We start from the raw sequence: 15,842 nt of genomic DNA, 5'->3' as shown, positions 1-15,842 counted from the left end.
TTCTTGGAGCGAGCTGTGCAAATCTATTGCCGAATTCCGCAGGCACAAGGCTATGTTGATACCCTAGCAACACGTTTTCAACTAGCAGAGTATAACGACAACGACACTTTTTATCTTCAGTACGATGAACACGGCTTATCTTTGGTGAAACGGGATGAGCCAAAACTCGCGCCTATTCGTGTTGATTTCGTCAGCGGCGGCGCTGCGCACCGTCGTAAATTCGGTGGCGGCAAAGGCCAAGCGATTGCCAAAGCAGTGGGGCTAAACAAAGGCGCAATTCCCCATGTTCTTGATGCCACCGCAGGGCTAGGAAGAGACGCTTTTGTGCTGGCATCGCTTGGATGCACAGTGACTCTATTTGAACGCCACCCTGTGGTTGCTGCATTACTTGCCGATGGTCTAGAGCGGGCTTACATGGATAGCGAAATTGGCCCTTGGATGCGTGAGCGTATGCGCTTAGAGCATGGCGCGTCGCAGCAGTTATTACCCATTGTCAGTAGTGAGCAGCCTGTTGATGTCGTGTACCTTGATCCTATGTTCCCGCACCGAGAAAAGTCGGCTTTGGTAAAAAAGGAGATGCGCGTATTTCAAACCTTAGTGGGGGATGATCAAGACGCGGATGCGTTATTAGCACCGGCTCTTTCATTAGCGACAAAACGGGTTGTGGTAAAGCGCCCTGACTACGCCCCGTTTTTAGAAGGTAAAACGCCTAGCACACAAATAAAAACCAAGAAAAACCGCTTTGATGTTTATGTGAATGCGGCCATGAAATAAACCAAGTCGGTGGCGCCTTCAATATCTCCTATATGTGTTTTTTAATACAACTGTCATAAATAAGTAATACGCTATCCCCACTTGCATTGGTGGGGTTTTTTATGCGTGTTTCTACTTTTACTCGTTTGGTAGCACTGTTGCTCTCAACAGCCAGTTTGGTGCTTGTTGCTGTACTGTGGTGGGCATCTAAAACCTTAGTCTCTTTGGAGCAACAAAACACCCACTATGGCGCTCTTAAAAATGACATTATCATCGGCTTATCGGGTGACATCGAAGACTACTTAAGTACTGGAGATGCGCAAAATCTGGTAGACGCCAAACAGCGTATCGAAACTATTCAAAATCAATACTTGCCCTCGTTGTCGGCGCAATTGCAGCGCCAGCTCAATACCCGTTTGCAAGTACTGCTCGGTGGCATTGACGGCGATTATCGCGCTCTGGGTAAGCTCTCTGGAAATGAAACCGCGTTATTAGATAACGCACTTCGGCAAATGGCGGGCTCGGCAACCTCGTTAATTAATTATGCCCAACAAGCACCGCAAGATAAGCGCGGCAGTGCCTCAAGGTACATTGAGTTGGCGGGAGATTATTACCAAGGCGTCCTTGATTTAAGTCTCGCAACTCAAGCGTTGTACCAAGGTTATAGCGCCGACAAGCAGGTAGCGGTTGAACAAGCGGTAAAGCAGTTGAATGCTTTAGCGGCAGAGATTGAAAATACCGAAAACCTCGGGGTGATGAGTGAGGTAGATGAAGACGAGTTGTTTTTTGGTGCTGAGCCTGAAGACCTCGCCGGCGATATCAAAGCGGAGATCCGCAGCTGGCCAAAACGTTATCCGCGCGATTTGCAAAGTACCATTGAACAAGGCCAAATTCACCAGCAGGGCATAATGCAACTGCGTACAGAAGTAAGCAGTGTCGTTGATGTGGTTATTGATGCTGAACAGCAGCTGCGCGCGGCTCAGAATGTTCTCAAGCAACGCCTTTTAGTGGTATTTGGCATTGCCATTGGTTTGTTATTTATTTTGGCTGCAGCGGTATATTGGTTGCAGCGCTCGCAAGTGCTGAACCCACTGCGCCAATTGCGAGACGGCTTCGCCACACTCATAGAAAGCAACGAACTTAACCCCATAGTAAGCAAAAATAGCGAAACGGAAGTAGGCGAAATTGCGGATTACTTTAACCAGCTTATAGAGCGCCAACGCAATGAAGTGCGTGAGCGCCAAGAGATGCTGCGCGTGATCAATGAGTTTATGAGTGACATGAGCGATAACCTGCAGCATATTCGCAGTGGTGCTGAGCAAACCTCAGCACATGCGTCGCACAGTCAAACCTTACTCGGTGAAGTGCAACGTATTGGCGATGATGTCAATGAGGTGAATAGCCAAGTGGCTGATAACGCCCAGCATACGCTGACCACCATGGCGCAAAGCTTAGGGTTCGCCGATGCTATGTTAGCGGCTTCGTCGACCACCGAGCAACGTATTGAGCAAGGCATGCAAAGTCTTAATCAGTTACTCGCTGGTGTTGAGGATGTCTCCAAGGTGTTGGATGTGATCAATACCATTGCCGAGCAAACCAATTTGCTAGCGCTTAATGCTGCTATCGAGTCGGCTCGTGCTGGTGAACATGGCCGAGGGTTTGCTGTCGTGGCCGATGAGGTGCGTAAACTGGCGCAGCAAACACAAGCTTCTTTGGGCGATATTCACGCCCAACTCAATAGTTTAAGTGCTAATTCGCAGCGCGTGTCACAACACATTGGCGAGTTGGCAACGCAAGCGCAAGCACAAACAGACAACGCCGAAGAGCTTAAGCGTAACGCCGAAGATATCTCTCAAAGCGCAGAGCATGCTAACCAAGTGGCGGCACAAGCAACCGACTATGCGCATCGCCAGCGTGATATGCTGATTGAATTCGAGCGCTCCATGCAAGATATGCAAACGCAAATTAGCGCATCGGATACCCGGGTTAAAGATATTCACCTGAGCCTGCAGCAACAAATGCAAAGTATTCGTGCTAGCCTAGGGCTTGATAATCAATCGGTTTAACCCCGTTTAAAAGAGGAAATAAATAATGATAGCCCAAGGCCAAGCGCTCCCTTCTGCCACTTTTTCCCTCCTTGATGAGCAAGGAATGACCCACCCCAGCACAGAGCAGCTTTTTGCTGGCAAAAAGGTTGTACTATTTGCTCTGCCAGGCGCGTTTACCCCTACCTGCTCGGCTAAGCACCTTCCTGGCTTTATTGCTCATCAAGCGCAGTTTAGCAGCAAAGGTGTAGACAGCATCATCTGTTTATCGGTGAATGATGCCTTTGTCATGAAAGCTTGGGGTGAGCACCAAGGTGCGCAGGGGATCACCATGCTAGCTGATGGTGATGCCAGTTTTACCAAAGCCATTGGCTTGGACAAAGACACCGCTGGTTTTGGTGGCATACGCTCGAAACGTTATGCCATGGTGGTTGATGATGGGGTCGTGACGCAGTTATTTGTTGAGCAAGACAAGCAATTTGGCGTTTCAAGTGCAGAGCAGGTTCTGGCGAATCTGTAAAACACGCGAGAATGCATAAAAAAGGGCCGCAATTGCGGCCCTTGGTGTTTTCGTAGGGTTGTTTACGGGTTGTACTGTGCGTTTAGCGTAACTCCAGAGAAGGTCTGGTACGCATTAATGCTAATGTGCCAAGTACCTGCTTGTGGGTTGCTGAAACTACAGCTTTCATTGTTTCCTGATTTATAAGGACGGCAATCGTAGCTGCTGCTTGTTGGTTGTGAGCCAAAGCGCACGAAAAGGTCACCGTCACCTGTGCCACCCGACATATCAATGTCTAGTGTGCTCATACCTGCAGGTACTTCTAGGGTGTAATGTTTCCATTGGCCAGAGCTTGCAGAGATGTCTGTAACGCTGCCGCCGCCACCTTCGCCAGTGCTGCCACCTGAGGTAGTTAGCTCACCTAGTAGGCTGGCATTGTTGTAGCTGCTATAACCACGTAGCATCACGTAGTAAGTGCCTGCTGCCGGGTTATCAATGCTACATACTTCGTTGTTACCACTTTCGTATGGACGACAGTCATAGCTTGAAGTTGTTGGGGCGCTACCTGCTTTTACATACATGTCTAGGTCACCGCTACCACCGCTGGTGGTGAAGGTCACGTTCGACGCACCTGAAGGAACGGTCATTGTGAAGGTGGTTTCAGAACCTTGCGCACCACTTAGGCCTGTTTCTGCTTGGCCAGGAGTAAGCTCATTATTGCCACTTGGTGGTGGTGTCGTGGTGCCACCAGCTTCGGCAACCGCTGCTGCTGCATCGATGATACCTGTACCGCAGTTATTACACGTTGCACCAAAAGACTTGGTGGTTGCTTTAAGAATATTTTCAATTTCATCTGGCGTAGCAGCAGGTTTTGCTTCTTTGATCAAGGCAGCAACACCGGCAACATGCGGCGCAGCCATTGAAGTACCTTGAGAGTAGGCGTAGTTGTCGCTACCCGGTGAAGTTGAACCGCTGTTTAGGGTTGAAAGAATCCCTTCAGGGTCGTTTGCAAAGCTTTGTGCACCACCAGGGGCTGCAACATCGATGTTGCTGCCGTAGTTTGAATAGTATGCACGACCACCGTCACGACCTACCGCAGCGACGTTGATAACGCCGTTACAGTTACCTGGGTTGTAGTTGGCAGAGTTGTCGTTATCGTTACCAGCTGCCACTACAATGGCTGTGCCGTTAGCGCGTGCTTGGTTAATCGCATTTTGCGTAGTTGAGCTACAAGAGCCTGAACCACCTAAGCTCATGTTGATAACATCAGCGGGGTTCGCGTTTGCAGGCACACCCGATACACTGCCACCAGACGCCCATACGATTGCATCAGCAATATCAGACGTTAAACCACCACATTTACCAAGAACACGAACCGGAACAATGTTGGCGTCATAAGCAACACCCGTCACACCTTCACCATTATTGGCAACGGCTGCAACCGTTCCTGCCACGTGTGTACCGTGCCAACTAGAACCTTGCGCGCCATGAGTGTAGCCACATTCGTTTGCGGTGATTGCATCACCTGGATCGCGTGCATCATTGTCACGACCGCCGCCATCGTTAGCAACAAAGGTATCGGAGATCATGTCATAACCAGCAAGAAGGTTAGCAGCTAAATCGGCATGTGGACGATAACCAGTATCAAGCACGGCTACAGTGACACCCGCGCCTGTTGCGCTATCCCATGCACTAGGCAAGTTAATGCCAGCTGTTTGCTCGAAGTAATGCCACTGATCGCTGTAGCGCGGATCGCTCGGCGTAGCAAATGGTTGTAGCATTTGGTCAATTTCAATGTATTCGATTTCACCGCTCGACGCCATGCTTTGCATAAACTGCTGAGCTTCTTGGGCGCTTAACTTTTTGTCTGTACGAATAACGTGGTGGTCTTGCATGGCCATTTCACGCACGTATTGAGCGCGAGCTAGGCCTTTATTCTTAAAGTTGTTTACAAACTTTTGCGCACGAAGATTGGCATTTGCCGCTGTAGCAGGGCTGTTAACACCGAATTCAGGTACATTTTTGTATTTTATGATGAATTGAGTACCTAGGGACGATTGGCCTTGCAGTTTGGCTTGTGTTTGCGCCATGGTTGCTTGGGCTGGTACAGAAACTTCTTGAAGATCATTTGCTAAGGCTGAAGTGGTGCTTAGCGCCATTGGAATTGCCAAGGCTAAAACGGTTTTCTTGACGCTCAATGAGCGAGGGGTTTTTGTGGTTGTCATAAGGTATCCCTTTTGTTGAATTTTTACATTTGATCTGGATCAAATGAGGGAACAATCGTAAAGATACTGTGAACATTGTTAAAATAATATTTTGAAATAAAACTGGTACAAAAAGTTATATCAAGCCGTATAAGTGGGTAAAGTTGCTGTCGCTGAGCTGTATTCAGCTGTTATAATGCAGCTTTATGTTGATGTGGGTTTAAGTGATGCAACAAGTCGATGTACTGGTTATAGGCGCTGGCGCTGCGGGGCTTATGTGCGCTGCACAAGCAGGGTATCGTGGGCGCAATGTGGTGGTCGTCGACATGGGCAAAAAGCCCGGACGTAAGATTCTTATCAGCGGCGGCGGGCGTTGCAACTTTACCAACGAGCATGCCAGTCCTCATAACTATTTATGCAATAATCCCCACTTCGTTAAATCCTGTCTCAGTCGCTACACTCAGCATGATTTTATCGACCTAGTCGAGCGCCATGGCCTGGCATATCACCATAAAACCTTGGGGCAGTTATTTTGCGATAACAGTGCGCAAGATATTGTCGATATCCTTATGACCGAATGTCAGTGGGCGGGCGTTCATGTGCAGCTGCGCAGTGAAGTCATCAGTGTTGAAAAAGCGCAGCAGGGCTATGTGGTCACCACCAGTACGCAAACCTATGCATGTGAATCTCTGGTCGTAGCATCTGGCGGCCTAACCATGCCGAAACTAGGCGCGACGCCAATAGGCTATAAAATTGCTGAACAATTCGGCTTAAAGGTGTTACCGACTATGGCGGCCTTAGTGCCTTTTACGTTGCACCAGCACGATAAAGACCGCTTTGATGGACTCTCCGGGATTAGTGTAGAGTGTGAAGTGAGCAGTGAGTGCAACACGCAGTTTCGAGAAAATATACTCTTTACTCATCGCGGCTTGTCGGGCCCCGCTATTTTACAAATAAGCTCGTTTTGGCGTGCCGGCCAAGCGGTGACTATTAACCTTTTACCCGATCTGAGTGTTGAGCAATGGTTAGATCAGCAGCGTCAAGATAACCCGCAGAAGTCGCTAAAAAATGCCTTGGCCACCATCTTACCGAAGCGATTTGTGGAGATGTTACACGAGACGAATGCCATTGCTGATTGTAATGTAAACCAGTTAAGCCACAGCCAGATAAACGAGTTAGGCAACTACCTTCACCGCTGGCAGATTAAGCCCAACGGCACCGAAGGTTATCGCACCGCCGAAGTGACCTTAGGCGGAGTGGACACCGATGAGCTTAGCTCGAAAACCTTCGAAGCAAAGCAAAGCCCAGGACTTTTCTTTATCGGCGAAGTCACCGACGTCACCGGTTGGCTCGGCGGCTATAATTTCCAATATGCGTGGAGCTGCGGCTGGGCCTGCGGCCAGGCGTGTTGATTGATTTGAGTTTATTAAAACGAAGACAATTGAAATTGCACCGAAGACAATTGAAATTGCACCGAAGACAATTGAAATTGCACCGAAGACAATCTCATTACGGCTTTATACCAAAAAAGGCTTAACTTATTGAAAGTTAAGCCTTAAAGATTATCATCGTTTTATTGTGCTGAGCTTGTTGGCAATCCCACTGTTACATCTTTAAATGCAGCTAACGCAGCTTCTAGGTGGTCGATGATTTCTTGCTGTAAAACATCAGGCGGTGGCAGGTTATCTAAATTATCTAAGCTGTCATCTTTTAGCCAGAATATATCCAAGCTCGCTTTGTCTCGATTGATTAGCTCATCATAACTGTAGTGTTTGAACCTCTCAGTCTCTTCACGTTCATGACGGTTTTCAGGGTTGTAACACTTGATGAAGTCTTTTAAGTCATTCAGTGTCATTGGTCGTTGTTTTAGTGTGAAATGTGTATTGGTTCTTAAGTCGTAAAACCAAATACCTTTGGTATGAATTTTTTCATCACGGGCAGCATTATCAAAAAACACAACATTCGCTTTCACACCATTAGCGTAAAAAATACCTGTTGGTAGTCTCAAAATGGTATGTACATCACAGTTATTTAACCACTTTCTCCGTATACGCTCACCTGCACCACCTTCAAACAATACATTGTCAGGTAATACAACAGCAGCTTTACCAGTGTCTTTTAAGCTTGAAACAATGTGCTGTAAAAAGTTTAACTGTTTGTTGGTTGTGGTTGCCCAAAAATCTTGGCGCTCATAGGTTAGCGCATCTTTATCTTCACCGCCTTCAGCATTGGTGATGGTTACACTGCTCTTTTTTCCGAAAGGTGGATTCGCCAGAACATAATCAACCTTATTTTCGCCAGTTATTGGTGTTAATAATGCGTCAGCTCTTTCAACTTCAGGTTGCCCATCAATGCTACCAATATTATGTAAAAACAAGTTCATTAAGCACATACGTCTTGTTGAAGGGACGATTTCATTACCTCTAAATGTCTTGTCTCTTAACGATTGTGCTTGTGCCTTATTTAACTTCGACTTTGGAACAATGGTTTCATCATGCTTTGATGGATTCCAATGGCTCATGCCTTTTTGAATCCACTGCGGATCGCCATAAGCAATCCAATCACTAGCACTCAAAAAGAATCCACCCGTTCCGCAAGCTGGATCTGCAATGGTTTTCTCTGGTTCAGGCTGAACACAGGCTAATATGGCATCAATTAATGGTCTGGGCGTGAAGTATTGACCTGCACCGCTTTTCGTATCTTCCGCATTCTTTTGCAATAGCCCTTCATATAAGTCACCTTTGGCATCTGCATCTAAGCTTATCCAATTTTCGTTATCAATCATTGTAACAATACGAGACAGCTTTGCTGGGTCAGGGATCTTATTTTCAGCTTTATAGAAAATAGCGCCTAACATACCGGGAGCGCCTGCCAAATTTTTCAAAACTCGTCGGTAATGGTCTTCTAGTTTTTCACCAGTTAACCCACGTAGAGATTCCCAATTATATTCAGTCGGTACTTTAGTATCTCTGACGTAAGGTGGCTGCGCATACTCATGCGCCATTTTTAAAAATAATAGATAGGTTAACTGTTCTAAGTAGTCTCCATAACCTACACCATCATCACGTAATGTATGACAGTAATTCCAAACTTTTTGTACTAATGCAGGAGCATTCATTTATCAATCTCATTTTATAGTTGGCTAATTAGCCAACTGTTTTTATTAATTCGCCAATCCAAGGGTGTAGAGTGTCTTTTTCTTTGTCTTGCTCTAATTGGTAAACAAGATAACCCAAGTAAGTGTTTTTGCTTTTAGGATTAAACCATTTCCCTATTTTTCGTAGCTCTTTTTGAAAACAAGCTTCAGCTCCTTGATCTCGTCTTAATTTTTTCAAATACCACTTTTTAGCGTCCGTGATTAATGGCTTAAATAAATTCCATTGAGCGAGGCGCCCTTCGTTTAGACGTTTTTGATCTAAGTGATAAAGTCGAATTGAATATTTAACTTTTAGATCTTCCTCTGAACCTTCTGCATGACGAGAAAATGGTGCCCCACTTTTGTCATATGACAGCATTCTCCAGTCAAGTCTTTTACAGGGATCTAATAAACTGGGGTTTTCGTTGTCTTCATCAAGTTCGTCATAAGCTCTTTCAGCTTCCTCAATTAGCGGAAAATAGTTCCATTTTCCCCCCGCAGTTCCTTGCAAATCTTTTCTAAATTCGTTGCAATGTTGGCAAGAGAATCTAAAGTTTTCTTCTTTAAAAGCTGCCCATTTGTAACCAGAATGCTCGGGAGCGATATCATATCTAGTGATATTCTTACCGCCCTCATCTATAGAAACACCTTTAACTGTTCCTTTAGGTCTATAGTGATCAACCGCGTTATCTGTTCTCGGTATATTGGTTTCGCAATACCAGCATCGACCATTTGAAAGTAATTCTAAGCTTTCTTTAAGCTCCTTCCATATAGTACTTCTATCATCTGCTACAATATTGCCATTTATCAGGTCTTGCGTTGCAGCTTCTGCACGATCTTCCCACCCATCAGGTAAGTCAATAAAAGTATTGTCAACGAACCTCATTACTCGTCCTCATCAAGCAATGTTTTAATAGCCTCAGCCGCAACTTGGTCACGCTCTTGTTGCGATAAACTTAGTGCATAATCTACAAGTTCTTTAATGCTTTCGGAACCAGACCTTTCTTTCAACAACGCATTTCGGATTTTTATATACCTTTCGTAATCATCATCTCTTTGTGTCATCGTAAACCTATCATTTTCCAACCACTCCGAAATGACCTGTAAACGCAATTCTTCAAACTTACTTTTGTCTTCTATACTCGCAAGTGCTCTATATTTTTCAAGCCTTCGCTGAGTTCTCTTGTCAAGAGAAGAGCCTAATCCGAACATATCACTTGTGATTATTCCCGCATATCCCATTCCTTGAGGGTCGTAATGAGGCTTATGCGATTCTATAATTCTGGTTTCGTTGTCACGGCTAAGGATTTGAACTTGATCACGAGTTAATTCTGCAATAGCAATTGGGTTATGTGTAGTGAGAACTATATGGCTATTGTTTTCACCTTTAGAGCCAGAGGTAACAAATTTATTTAAGTAATCAATGTAGTTAACACTCCACTTAGGGTTTAAGTGAGTATCTGGTTCATCAAGTAAAAATAGGCTTTCTTCCTCTGCTGTGAATCTTAACAAGCCCAATACAGTTAGCAATTGTTGCTCACCTTCACTTAACTCTCTGAAGGTAACACTACCATCATTCTTTTTAAGTTTTACTCTAATGCGAACTTCGCTGATTAGCTCAGAGACGTAAGTACTTTCTAGGTCGCGAAAAAACTTTCTAGGTTCTTGAGAACCTACTAGTTCATCAAGTTTTTTTAAATCCTTGATAAACATATACAGATATTCGCGTGTTTTACTATTCCAAAGAGTCGATTCGTCTTTTCTTTTTAGTTTGATTGGTGCAGAAGATACCTTGTGTACACGATCTAAAAATTTACGAACTACACCCTCTGCACCCCAAAAAATATCAGGTTTTGCTTGGCAGGCATTGTGTTCGCCTTTAGGAGTTTTACTTTTATTTAGGTTCCAAGAAGGTTCATTCAACTCTAATAAGACAGAATCAATGCTTTCCGCATTTTCATCAGTTTCTAAACCTAATTGTGTGTCTAGAAAGTGCCTAACTAAATCATCTTGTCTTAATACAAAGGCAAGTAATACAAATTGGCTATGTACAGGTAACGCATAAAATAAACGCCTTAACCCCGGATCTTCGGATTTTGCATTGCGAAGTTTTTTATCATATTGCTGGAGGTATGGCCTAAAAACAGATTGCATACGATCACTATGGCCTGAATAATAACCAAACACGTAATTAGGTAAAAAATCATCTTGTCGCTTTTTAAATTTATTAAATGTAATTTCAGCTAACTCTTTCTTTCCCGTTAGCACACTCAATAAATCTGCTTGAGCAGACTCCTCTGATTTAACTTCTCCTAAGTCTCTGTAACTGATTTTATAGGCTTCTTTTTCGCGCTCAGGATCAGCATCTATCTCGATCTCTTTTTCATGGCAAAAGTAGCGAAGGATGTAAGAAAACGTTGGTTTATCTTTTTCTCCTCTCTCATTTTTACCCATAATAAGATCGCGAAATAAAACGGCTAATGCTTCAAGCACATTAGATTTACCTGTGCCATTCCAACCAATGACTAGCGTGATCCATTCTTCTTCTTCAAAGTCGATGGTAACGTTTTTAAGGTTTTTAAACTGTTGTCGAATACCATCTCGCTCCGAGCCAATGGTAAATGAGGCTAATCGCATTAATCTTCCTTAATAAACCTTATCTGGTCATAACTACCATTGCGCTCAATTTCAATTTGACCAGACTTTTCAAGCTTTCGTAACTCAGCATAAATTTCTTCAACGCGGTCTATTGATGAACCGTCTACAATGCCACATTTTTTAAATGCCTCTTGAGCATCAATCCATCTGTCTTCTGCTGTTAACACTTCTAATAACGTATTCATCACATCAACTTTTTTTTTTGTTTGGCGTTTCTTGCTAGGTTTAGCTTGCTTTGCTTGTTCTTCTCTTTCTTTTTTTATTGCTTCTAAAAGTGAAAAGGCTGGCTCATCATTTTCATCCTGAGAAACAAGTTCTCCAGCAAATGCGCTTTTTAGAATGTTTTTACGTTGTACTTCAGACTGTTTTAAACTTATTTCAGATGCAACAAATTGTCGATTTACAGAATCCAATTGATTATTTATTTCCGTTAAAAGAGCCGTTTGTTCTAACTGTGGAGGAATAGGAATTGCAATACTTCTAATGTAGCCAAGATTGATTCTCGGTCTTCCAACACCTTTTACTGCTGATTTAGTTCTTGATCGAACTGGAATTGAGTTCAGAAAATGCATGACTAAATGTGAGTTTACAATCTCATTATTTAGCCTTACTCGCGCACAGTCAGCTTTAACGATTGCTGGTGAAATATCATTTGGGGGCAAACATGCTCTAGGTAAATCCTCCCCCATCATTGCAATCAGAATATCATTCGGCTCGACTGCATGTTTAATAAGATTATTATAACGTTCTTTTGATATGTGAGCTTTGTCATTCAAAAACTCTCCATCACCTATATTTTGAAGTCGAATAACTCTAGGCCCAGATTCAATGTAATGCTCTGTCTTTAAATTAGAACCAAATGGTCCGTCAGTAATGTCTTTTGCTTGCTCGATACATTGATCTAAGCTTGCCCAAACCCATCCTTCTGGAAGTTCAGGTAAATCAGTTGTATCAGGCTGGACTGGTTCTGGATATTTTTCTTGCCAGTTTTTAGGTGGTGTTTTGCCTTTCTCTTTAAACTCTGCGAGTTTCGCCTGTTCCCAGCGTTGCTTACGCGCAATAAGAATGCGATTTAAAAGTTCTTTGCCTGTTTCTTCAATTTGATATTTATTATCATCTCGCCATTTTTGGGTAAGTGCGCCTTCAACCGCACTTTTAAGTAGGGACTGACGATAGTGCTTAAGTTTAATTTGAGCAGTATTTAACTCTTTAACACCTGCTTCAAGTTCTGAGAACAGCTCATCAAGCTTTTCGGCAATCCTTTTTTGTTCTTTTCTTGGGGCAACTGGAATTTGGACGCTCTTTAAATCTTTTAGATAGATATTTTTTTGAGTAACGCCTGATCCTAACTGGTTTAAATTTTGCTTTTGGCTTTCTAGGAAATAATATAGATACTTAGTTTCAAACCAATCATTTTTTGGAATTGCTGTCGCTATTGCTTGATTGGTTGCGAGATCTCTACCCGCAATCCCAAGCTTACCAATAGAACCATACAAGGCTAACAATATAGAATCTTTAGGAACAATCTTTGCCGAGCTTTCATTTAAGCCTAGCTCAGTAATGTGCGTCAAAGTATCTTCCACAACACCATTATTCAAGTCAGCTATTGTTACCCACGGAATAGAACCACCGTCATAATATTGGTTTACACTGCGTTTGGGAGTGCCACCGCTCCCCCAAATTGCAATATCATCTAAAGTGGACCACTCCCACCCTACAGGCAAGCCATTTTTTCTACTCACGCAATTAATTCCTGATTCATCTCAGCCAATAGGCTATCTAATTTGTTTTGAGCTTCGCTGTTAAACAAGCCCCATGCTTTTTGTAAACCACCACGATCTGAAAATGGGCTATAGTCAAAATCATCGCGTTCAATAGAACAGCTAGCTGCAATATGGTCTTTGATCAACCGCAGCCACGTAGTTTGTTCTTCGGTAAATGCTGTTTTTCTTTGGGCATTATGGCGGAAGATCCATTTTTTAAATTTAGCGTCTACTTGCTCAGCAAAAGGCTTAAGCTCTGCCTCTAAACCGATAGCATATTTTACTAGTGATATTATATCGGTTAGCTGCCTTTGGGTGTTGACCTTTTTACCTTTACTATTGCTATTTGCTGAATTTATGCGCTCATAAGCAGTCCATAGTTTTTCCGTTGTTAATAACAACGGAGGGTTATTTAACGCTTGGTGCAATTCTTCTAACATGGAAAAAGTTAATGGTCTGCGCTGATAAGGTTGCTGGTAGAAAAAGCTGAGCGCTTGAATATCATCTTTATGCTGCTCAATAAATTCTTTAAAGCTTTGTATTACCTTTTCGGCTTTTTCTTCTGCTTGAGCACTGTAGCCAGAGTAAGTCAGCGTATCCAAATTGATATGGTCGATAACTTGTTCGCGTTCTCTTCTGGCAGACTCAATCACATCTCTGGCAGCAGGGTTATCAAAACTTTCACATGCTTTATCAATCAATTGTTGTTTTGCTGTTTCGCGCTCACTATCGATAAGTGTTTCTTCACTTCGTGTAATACCTTGTGCCTTGGCATTTTCTAATGCTTTTTGATTGATTGCGTCAGGGTCTAGCGCGGTTAATAGTTCTCTTGCTAATTGAGCAACTGGTTTACCTGTGAGTTTCTCTATTTTCTTGTGACCGCGAGTATCAATTTGTTTTCCTAAACGGGTTAAGCGGTTTGCCAAACTTTGTATTGTGTCATCATCACGATGTCCCATAGCAACGCCTTGAAGTAAGTCTTTCATTGAAAGGTTAGAATTACGTTCTAACGGACGGCTCTCTGTTTTTTGAGACTTTTCAACACCTACTGCATCGATTAGTACAAACCTATCTTTGGCACTCGTTGCACTTTTGCTGACATTGCGCAGATCTTCAAAACCTAAGCTTCTTACGCCACGACCTTTCATTTGTTCGTAATAGCCTTTGCTGCGAACATCACGCATAAACAGTAGAACCTCTAATGGTTTTACGTCTGTTCCTGTGGCGATCATGTCAACAGTCACGGTGATGCGTGGGTTAAAATCATTACGAAAATCATTCAATATGCCATCAGGGTCTTTTGCGCTATATGTAACCTTTTTACAAAACTCATTTCCTTGCCCGTACTCTTCACGAACAATTTGAATAATGTCATCAGCGTGGCTGTCGGTTTTGGCGAATATAAGTGTTTTTGGCACTTCTTTGCGGTTAGGAAATATTTCAGTTTCGACTGCCTTTTTCATTGCTCTAATAACTTGGCGGATTTGGCTGGTATTAACCACAGAGCGATCAAGCTCTTTGCTGGTGTAAGTGTTATCTTCTTCTGCTTGTGCCCAGCGTTTTTTGCGAGTTAACTTATCTCGATGATCTAGCCATTCTTTGGCTTTCAGTTCAGCACCTTTGTTACCGATTTCGGTTTCAATCTCATAAACATCGTAACCAACATTTACTCCATCAAGCACAGAGTCTTCATAACTATATTCCGCAACGATGTTTTCGTTGAAAAAGCCTAATGTGCGTTTATCAGGTGTGGCAGTAAGACCAATAATGAATGCATCAAAATAATCGAGCACTTGTTTCCAAAGGTTATAAATAGAGCGGTGACATTCATCAACAATAATAAAGTCAAAGGTTTCAATTGGAACTGCTGGGTTATACTTCACCAGTTTTGCTTGTTGTTGATTTTGCTTTTGTTCATGTAGTGATAAATCTTCTGCGCTTTCGTCTATCGGTTTACCACTTAGAATTGAGTACATCCTTTGTATAGTACAAATACAAACTTCAGCGGCATCATCTATGGTGCTGCTATTTAGTCGCTGTACTATGTGATTTTCATGAAAAAATGTTTCTTTACCATGTGGTTTAAAAGCATGAAACTCTTGTTTTGCCTGCTTACCAAGGTTTCTGGTATCAACCAAAAACAAGATTCGTTTAGCACCACCATTATTTAGTAATCGGTATACTGAGTTAATTGCGGTAAACGTTTTACCAGCACCTGTTGCCATATGAATTAATGAGCGAGGTCTGTTATCGGCAAGGGATGTTTCTAATCCTGTGATCGCGTTTATTTGGCAGTCGCGTAGTTTCGCTTTCGGCAATTCTGGCATTTCATTTTTTAATCGAGAACGCAAAGAGCTAGTTTGCTTTTGCCAGTCTTGAAGTGTTTCTGGTTTGAAGAAATGGAAAATCTCTCTTGCTCTGGGAGCAGGATCTCTTAAATCTGTAAAATGAATAACTTGGCTTGTAGCTTCGAATAAGAAAGAAAGAGGCTCTTCATCTTGTCGGAATTTTATTTTGCTCGTGGCATATCGAAGTGTTTGGTCTTCTATTTGGGAGAGAATGGTTTCGTCTTTTTTGGCTTCAATAACACCTACTGCTTTACGATTTACAAACAGTAAATAGTCAGCGGGACCAGTATCGGTTGGGTATTCTCTAACCACAACCCCCAAACCTTCGCCAAGGTTAACCTTAGGCCATGTTTGTACTTTCCAGCCAGCGACCTTTAATTGTTCGTCAATGCTTAATCGAGCTTGGGTTTCAGGCTTTAATCCTTCAATATCCATA

Annotated in this window: 10 protein-coding genes; 4 read left to right on the top strand and 6 right to left on the bottom strand. The window is 43.1% G+C overall.

The window, feature by feature from the left end:
- The first annotated feature begins 15 nt into the window (after positions 1 to 15).
- From MHM94_RS08350 to MHM94_RS08340, 3 genes are all read left to right on the top strand, one after another.
- Positions 16 to 774, top strand: coding sequence for a class I SAM-dependent methyltransferase (locus tag MHM94_RS08350; protein ID WP_130148631.1), 759 nt, complete (start codon positions 16 to 18; stop codon positions 772 to 774).
- A 101-nt stretch (positions 775 to 875) separates the two neighbouring features.
- Positions 876 to 2,819, top strand: coding sequence for a methyl-accepting chemotaxis protein (locus MHM94_RS08345; protein WP_235419298.1), 1,944 nt, complete (start codon positions 876 to 878; stop codon positions 2,817 to 2,819).
- A 25-nt stretch (positions 2,820 to 2,844) separates the two neighbouring features.
- Positions 2,845 to 3,318: a peroxiredoxin gene (locus MHM94_RS08340; RefSeq protein ID WP_022944249.1), complete on the top strand. Its 474-nt coding sequence runs from the start codon at positions 2,845 to 2,847 to the stop codon at positions 3,316 to 3,318.
- A gap of 62 nt (positions 3,319 to 3,380) precedes the next feature.
- On the opposite strand, the gene MHM94_RS08335 is transcribed toward MHM94_RS08340, so the two are convergent.
- Positions 3,381 to 5,522: a S8 family peptidase gene (locus MHM94_RS08335; protein WP_022944248.1), complete on the bottom strand. Its 2,142-nt coding sequence runs from the start codon at positions 5,520 to 5,522 to the stop codon at positions 3,381 to 3,383.
- A gap of 206 nt (positions 5,523 to 5,728) precedes the next feature.
- Here MHM94_RS08335 and MHM94_RS08330 point away from each other — a divergent pair, with 206 nt between their 5' ends.
- Positions 5,729 to 6,913, top strand: coding sequence for an NAD(P)/FAD-dependent oxidoreductase (locus MHM94_RS08330; protein ID WP_235419299.1), 1,185 nt, complete (start codon positions 5,729 to 5,731; stop codon positions 6,911 to 6,913).
- 161 nt (positions 6,914 to 7,074) lie between these two features.
- On the opposite strand, the gene MHM94_RS08325 is transcribed toward MHM94_RS08330, so the two are convergent.
- From MHM94_RS08325 to MHM94_RS08305, 5 genes are read right to left on the bottom strand one after another with little or no spacing between them, the layout of a single operon-like run.
- Positions 7,075 to 8,619, bottom strand: a complete 1,545-nt coding sequence (locus tag MHM94_RS08325; protein ID WP_235419300.1) for an N-6 DNA methylase — start codon at positions 8,617 to 8,619, stop codon at positions 7,075 to 7,077.
- A gap of 28 nt (positions 8,620 to 8,647) precedes the next feature.
- Positions 8,648 to 9,523: a hypothetical protein gene (locus MHM94_RS08320; protein WP_235419301.1), complete on the bottom strand. Its 876-nt coding sequence runs from the start codon at positions 9,521 to 9,523 to the stop codon at positions 8,648 to 8,650.
- Complete coding sequence (locus MHM94_RS08315; RefSeq protein WP_235419302.1) at positions 9,523 to 11,274, bottom strand: AAA family ATPase; 1,752 nt, start codon at positions 11,272 to 11,274, stop codon at positions 9,523 to 9,525. Before MHM94_RS08315 ends, MHM94_RS08320 begins: the two co-directional genes overlap by 1 nt.
- Positions 11,274 to 13,037, bottom strand: a complete 1,764-nt coding sequence (locus MHM94_RS08310) for a restriction endonuclease subunit S (RefSeq protein ID WP_235419303.1) — start codon at positions 13,035 to 13,037, stop codon at positions 11,274 to 11,276. The genes MHM94_RS08315 and MHM94_RS08310 overlap by 1 nt, the downstream gene beginning before the upstream one ends.
- Positions 13,034 to 15,841 (bottom strand): type I restriction-modification enzyme R subunit C-terminal domain-containing protein, encoded by a 2,808-nt coding sequence (locus tag MHM94_RS08305; protein WP_235419304.1) that lies wholly within the window; start codon positions 15,839 to 15,841, stop codon positions 13,034 to 13,036. The genes MHM94_RS08310 and MHM94_RS08305 overlap by 4 nt, the downstream gene beginning before the upstream one ends.
- Position 15,842 lies beyond the last annotated feature (1 nt).

The organism is Pseudoalteromonas sp. CNAT2-18.1, assembly GCF_022347865.1.
GTDB lineage: Bacteria > Pseudomonadota > Gammaproteobacteria > Enterobacterales > Alteromonadaceae > Pseudoalteromonas > Pseudoalteromonas ruthenica.
Note: the sequence above shows the minus strand (reverse complement) of the source record. Positions and strands in the feature narration are given on the sequence as shown.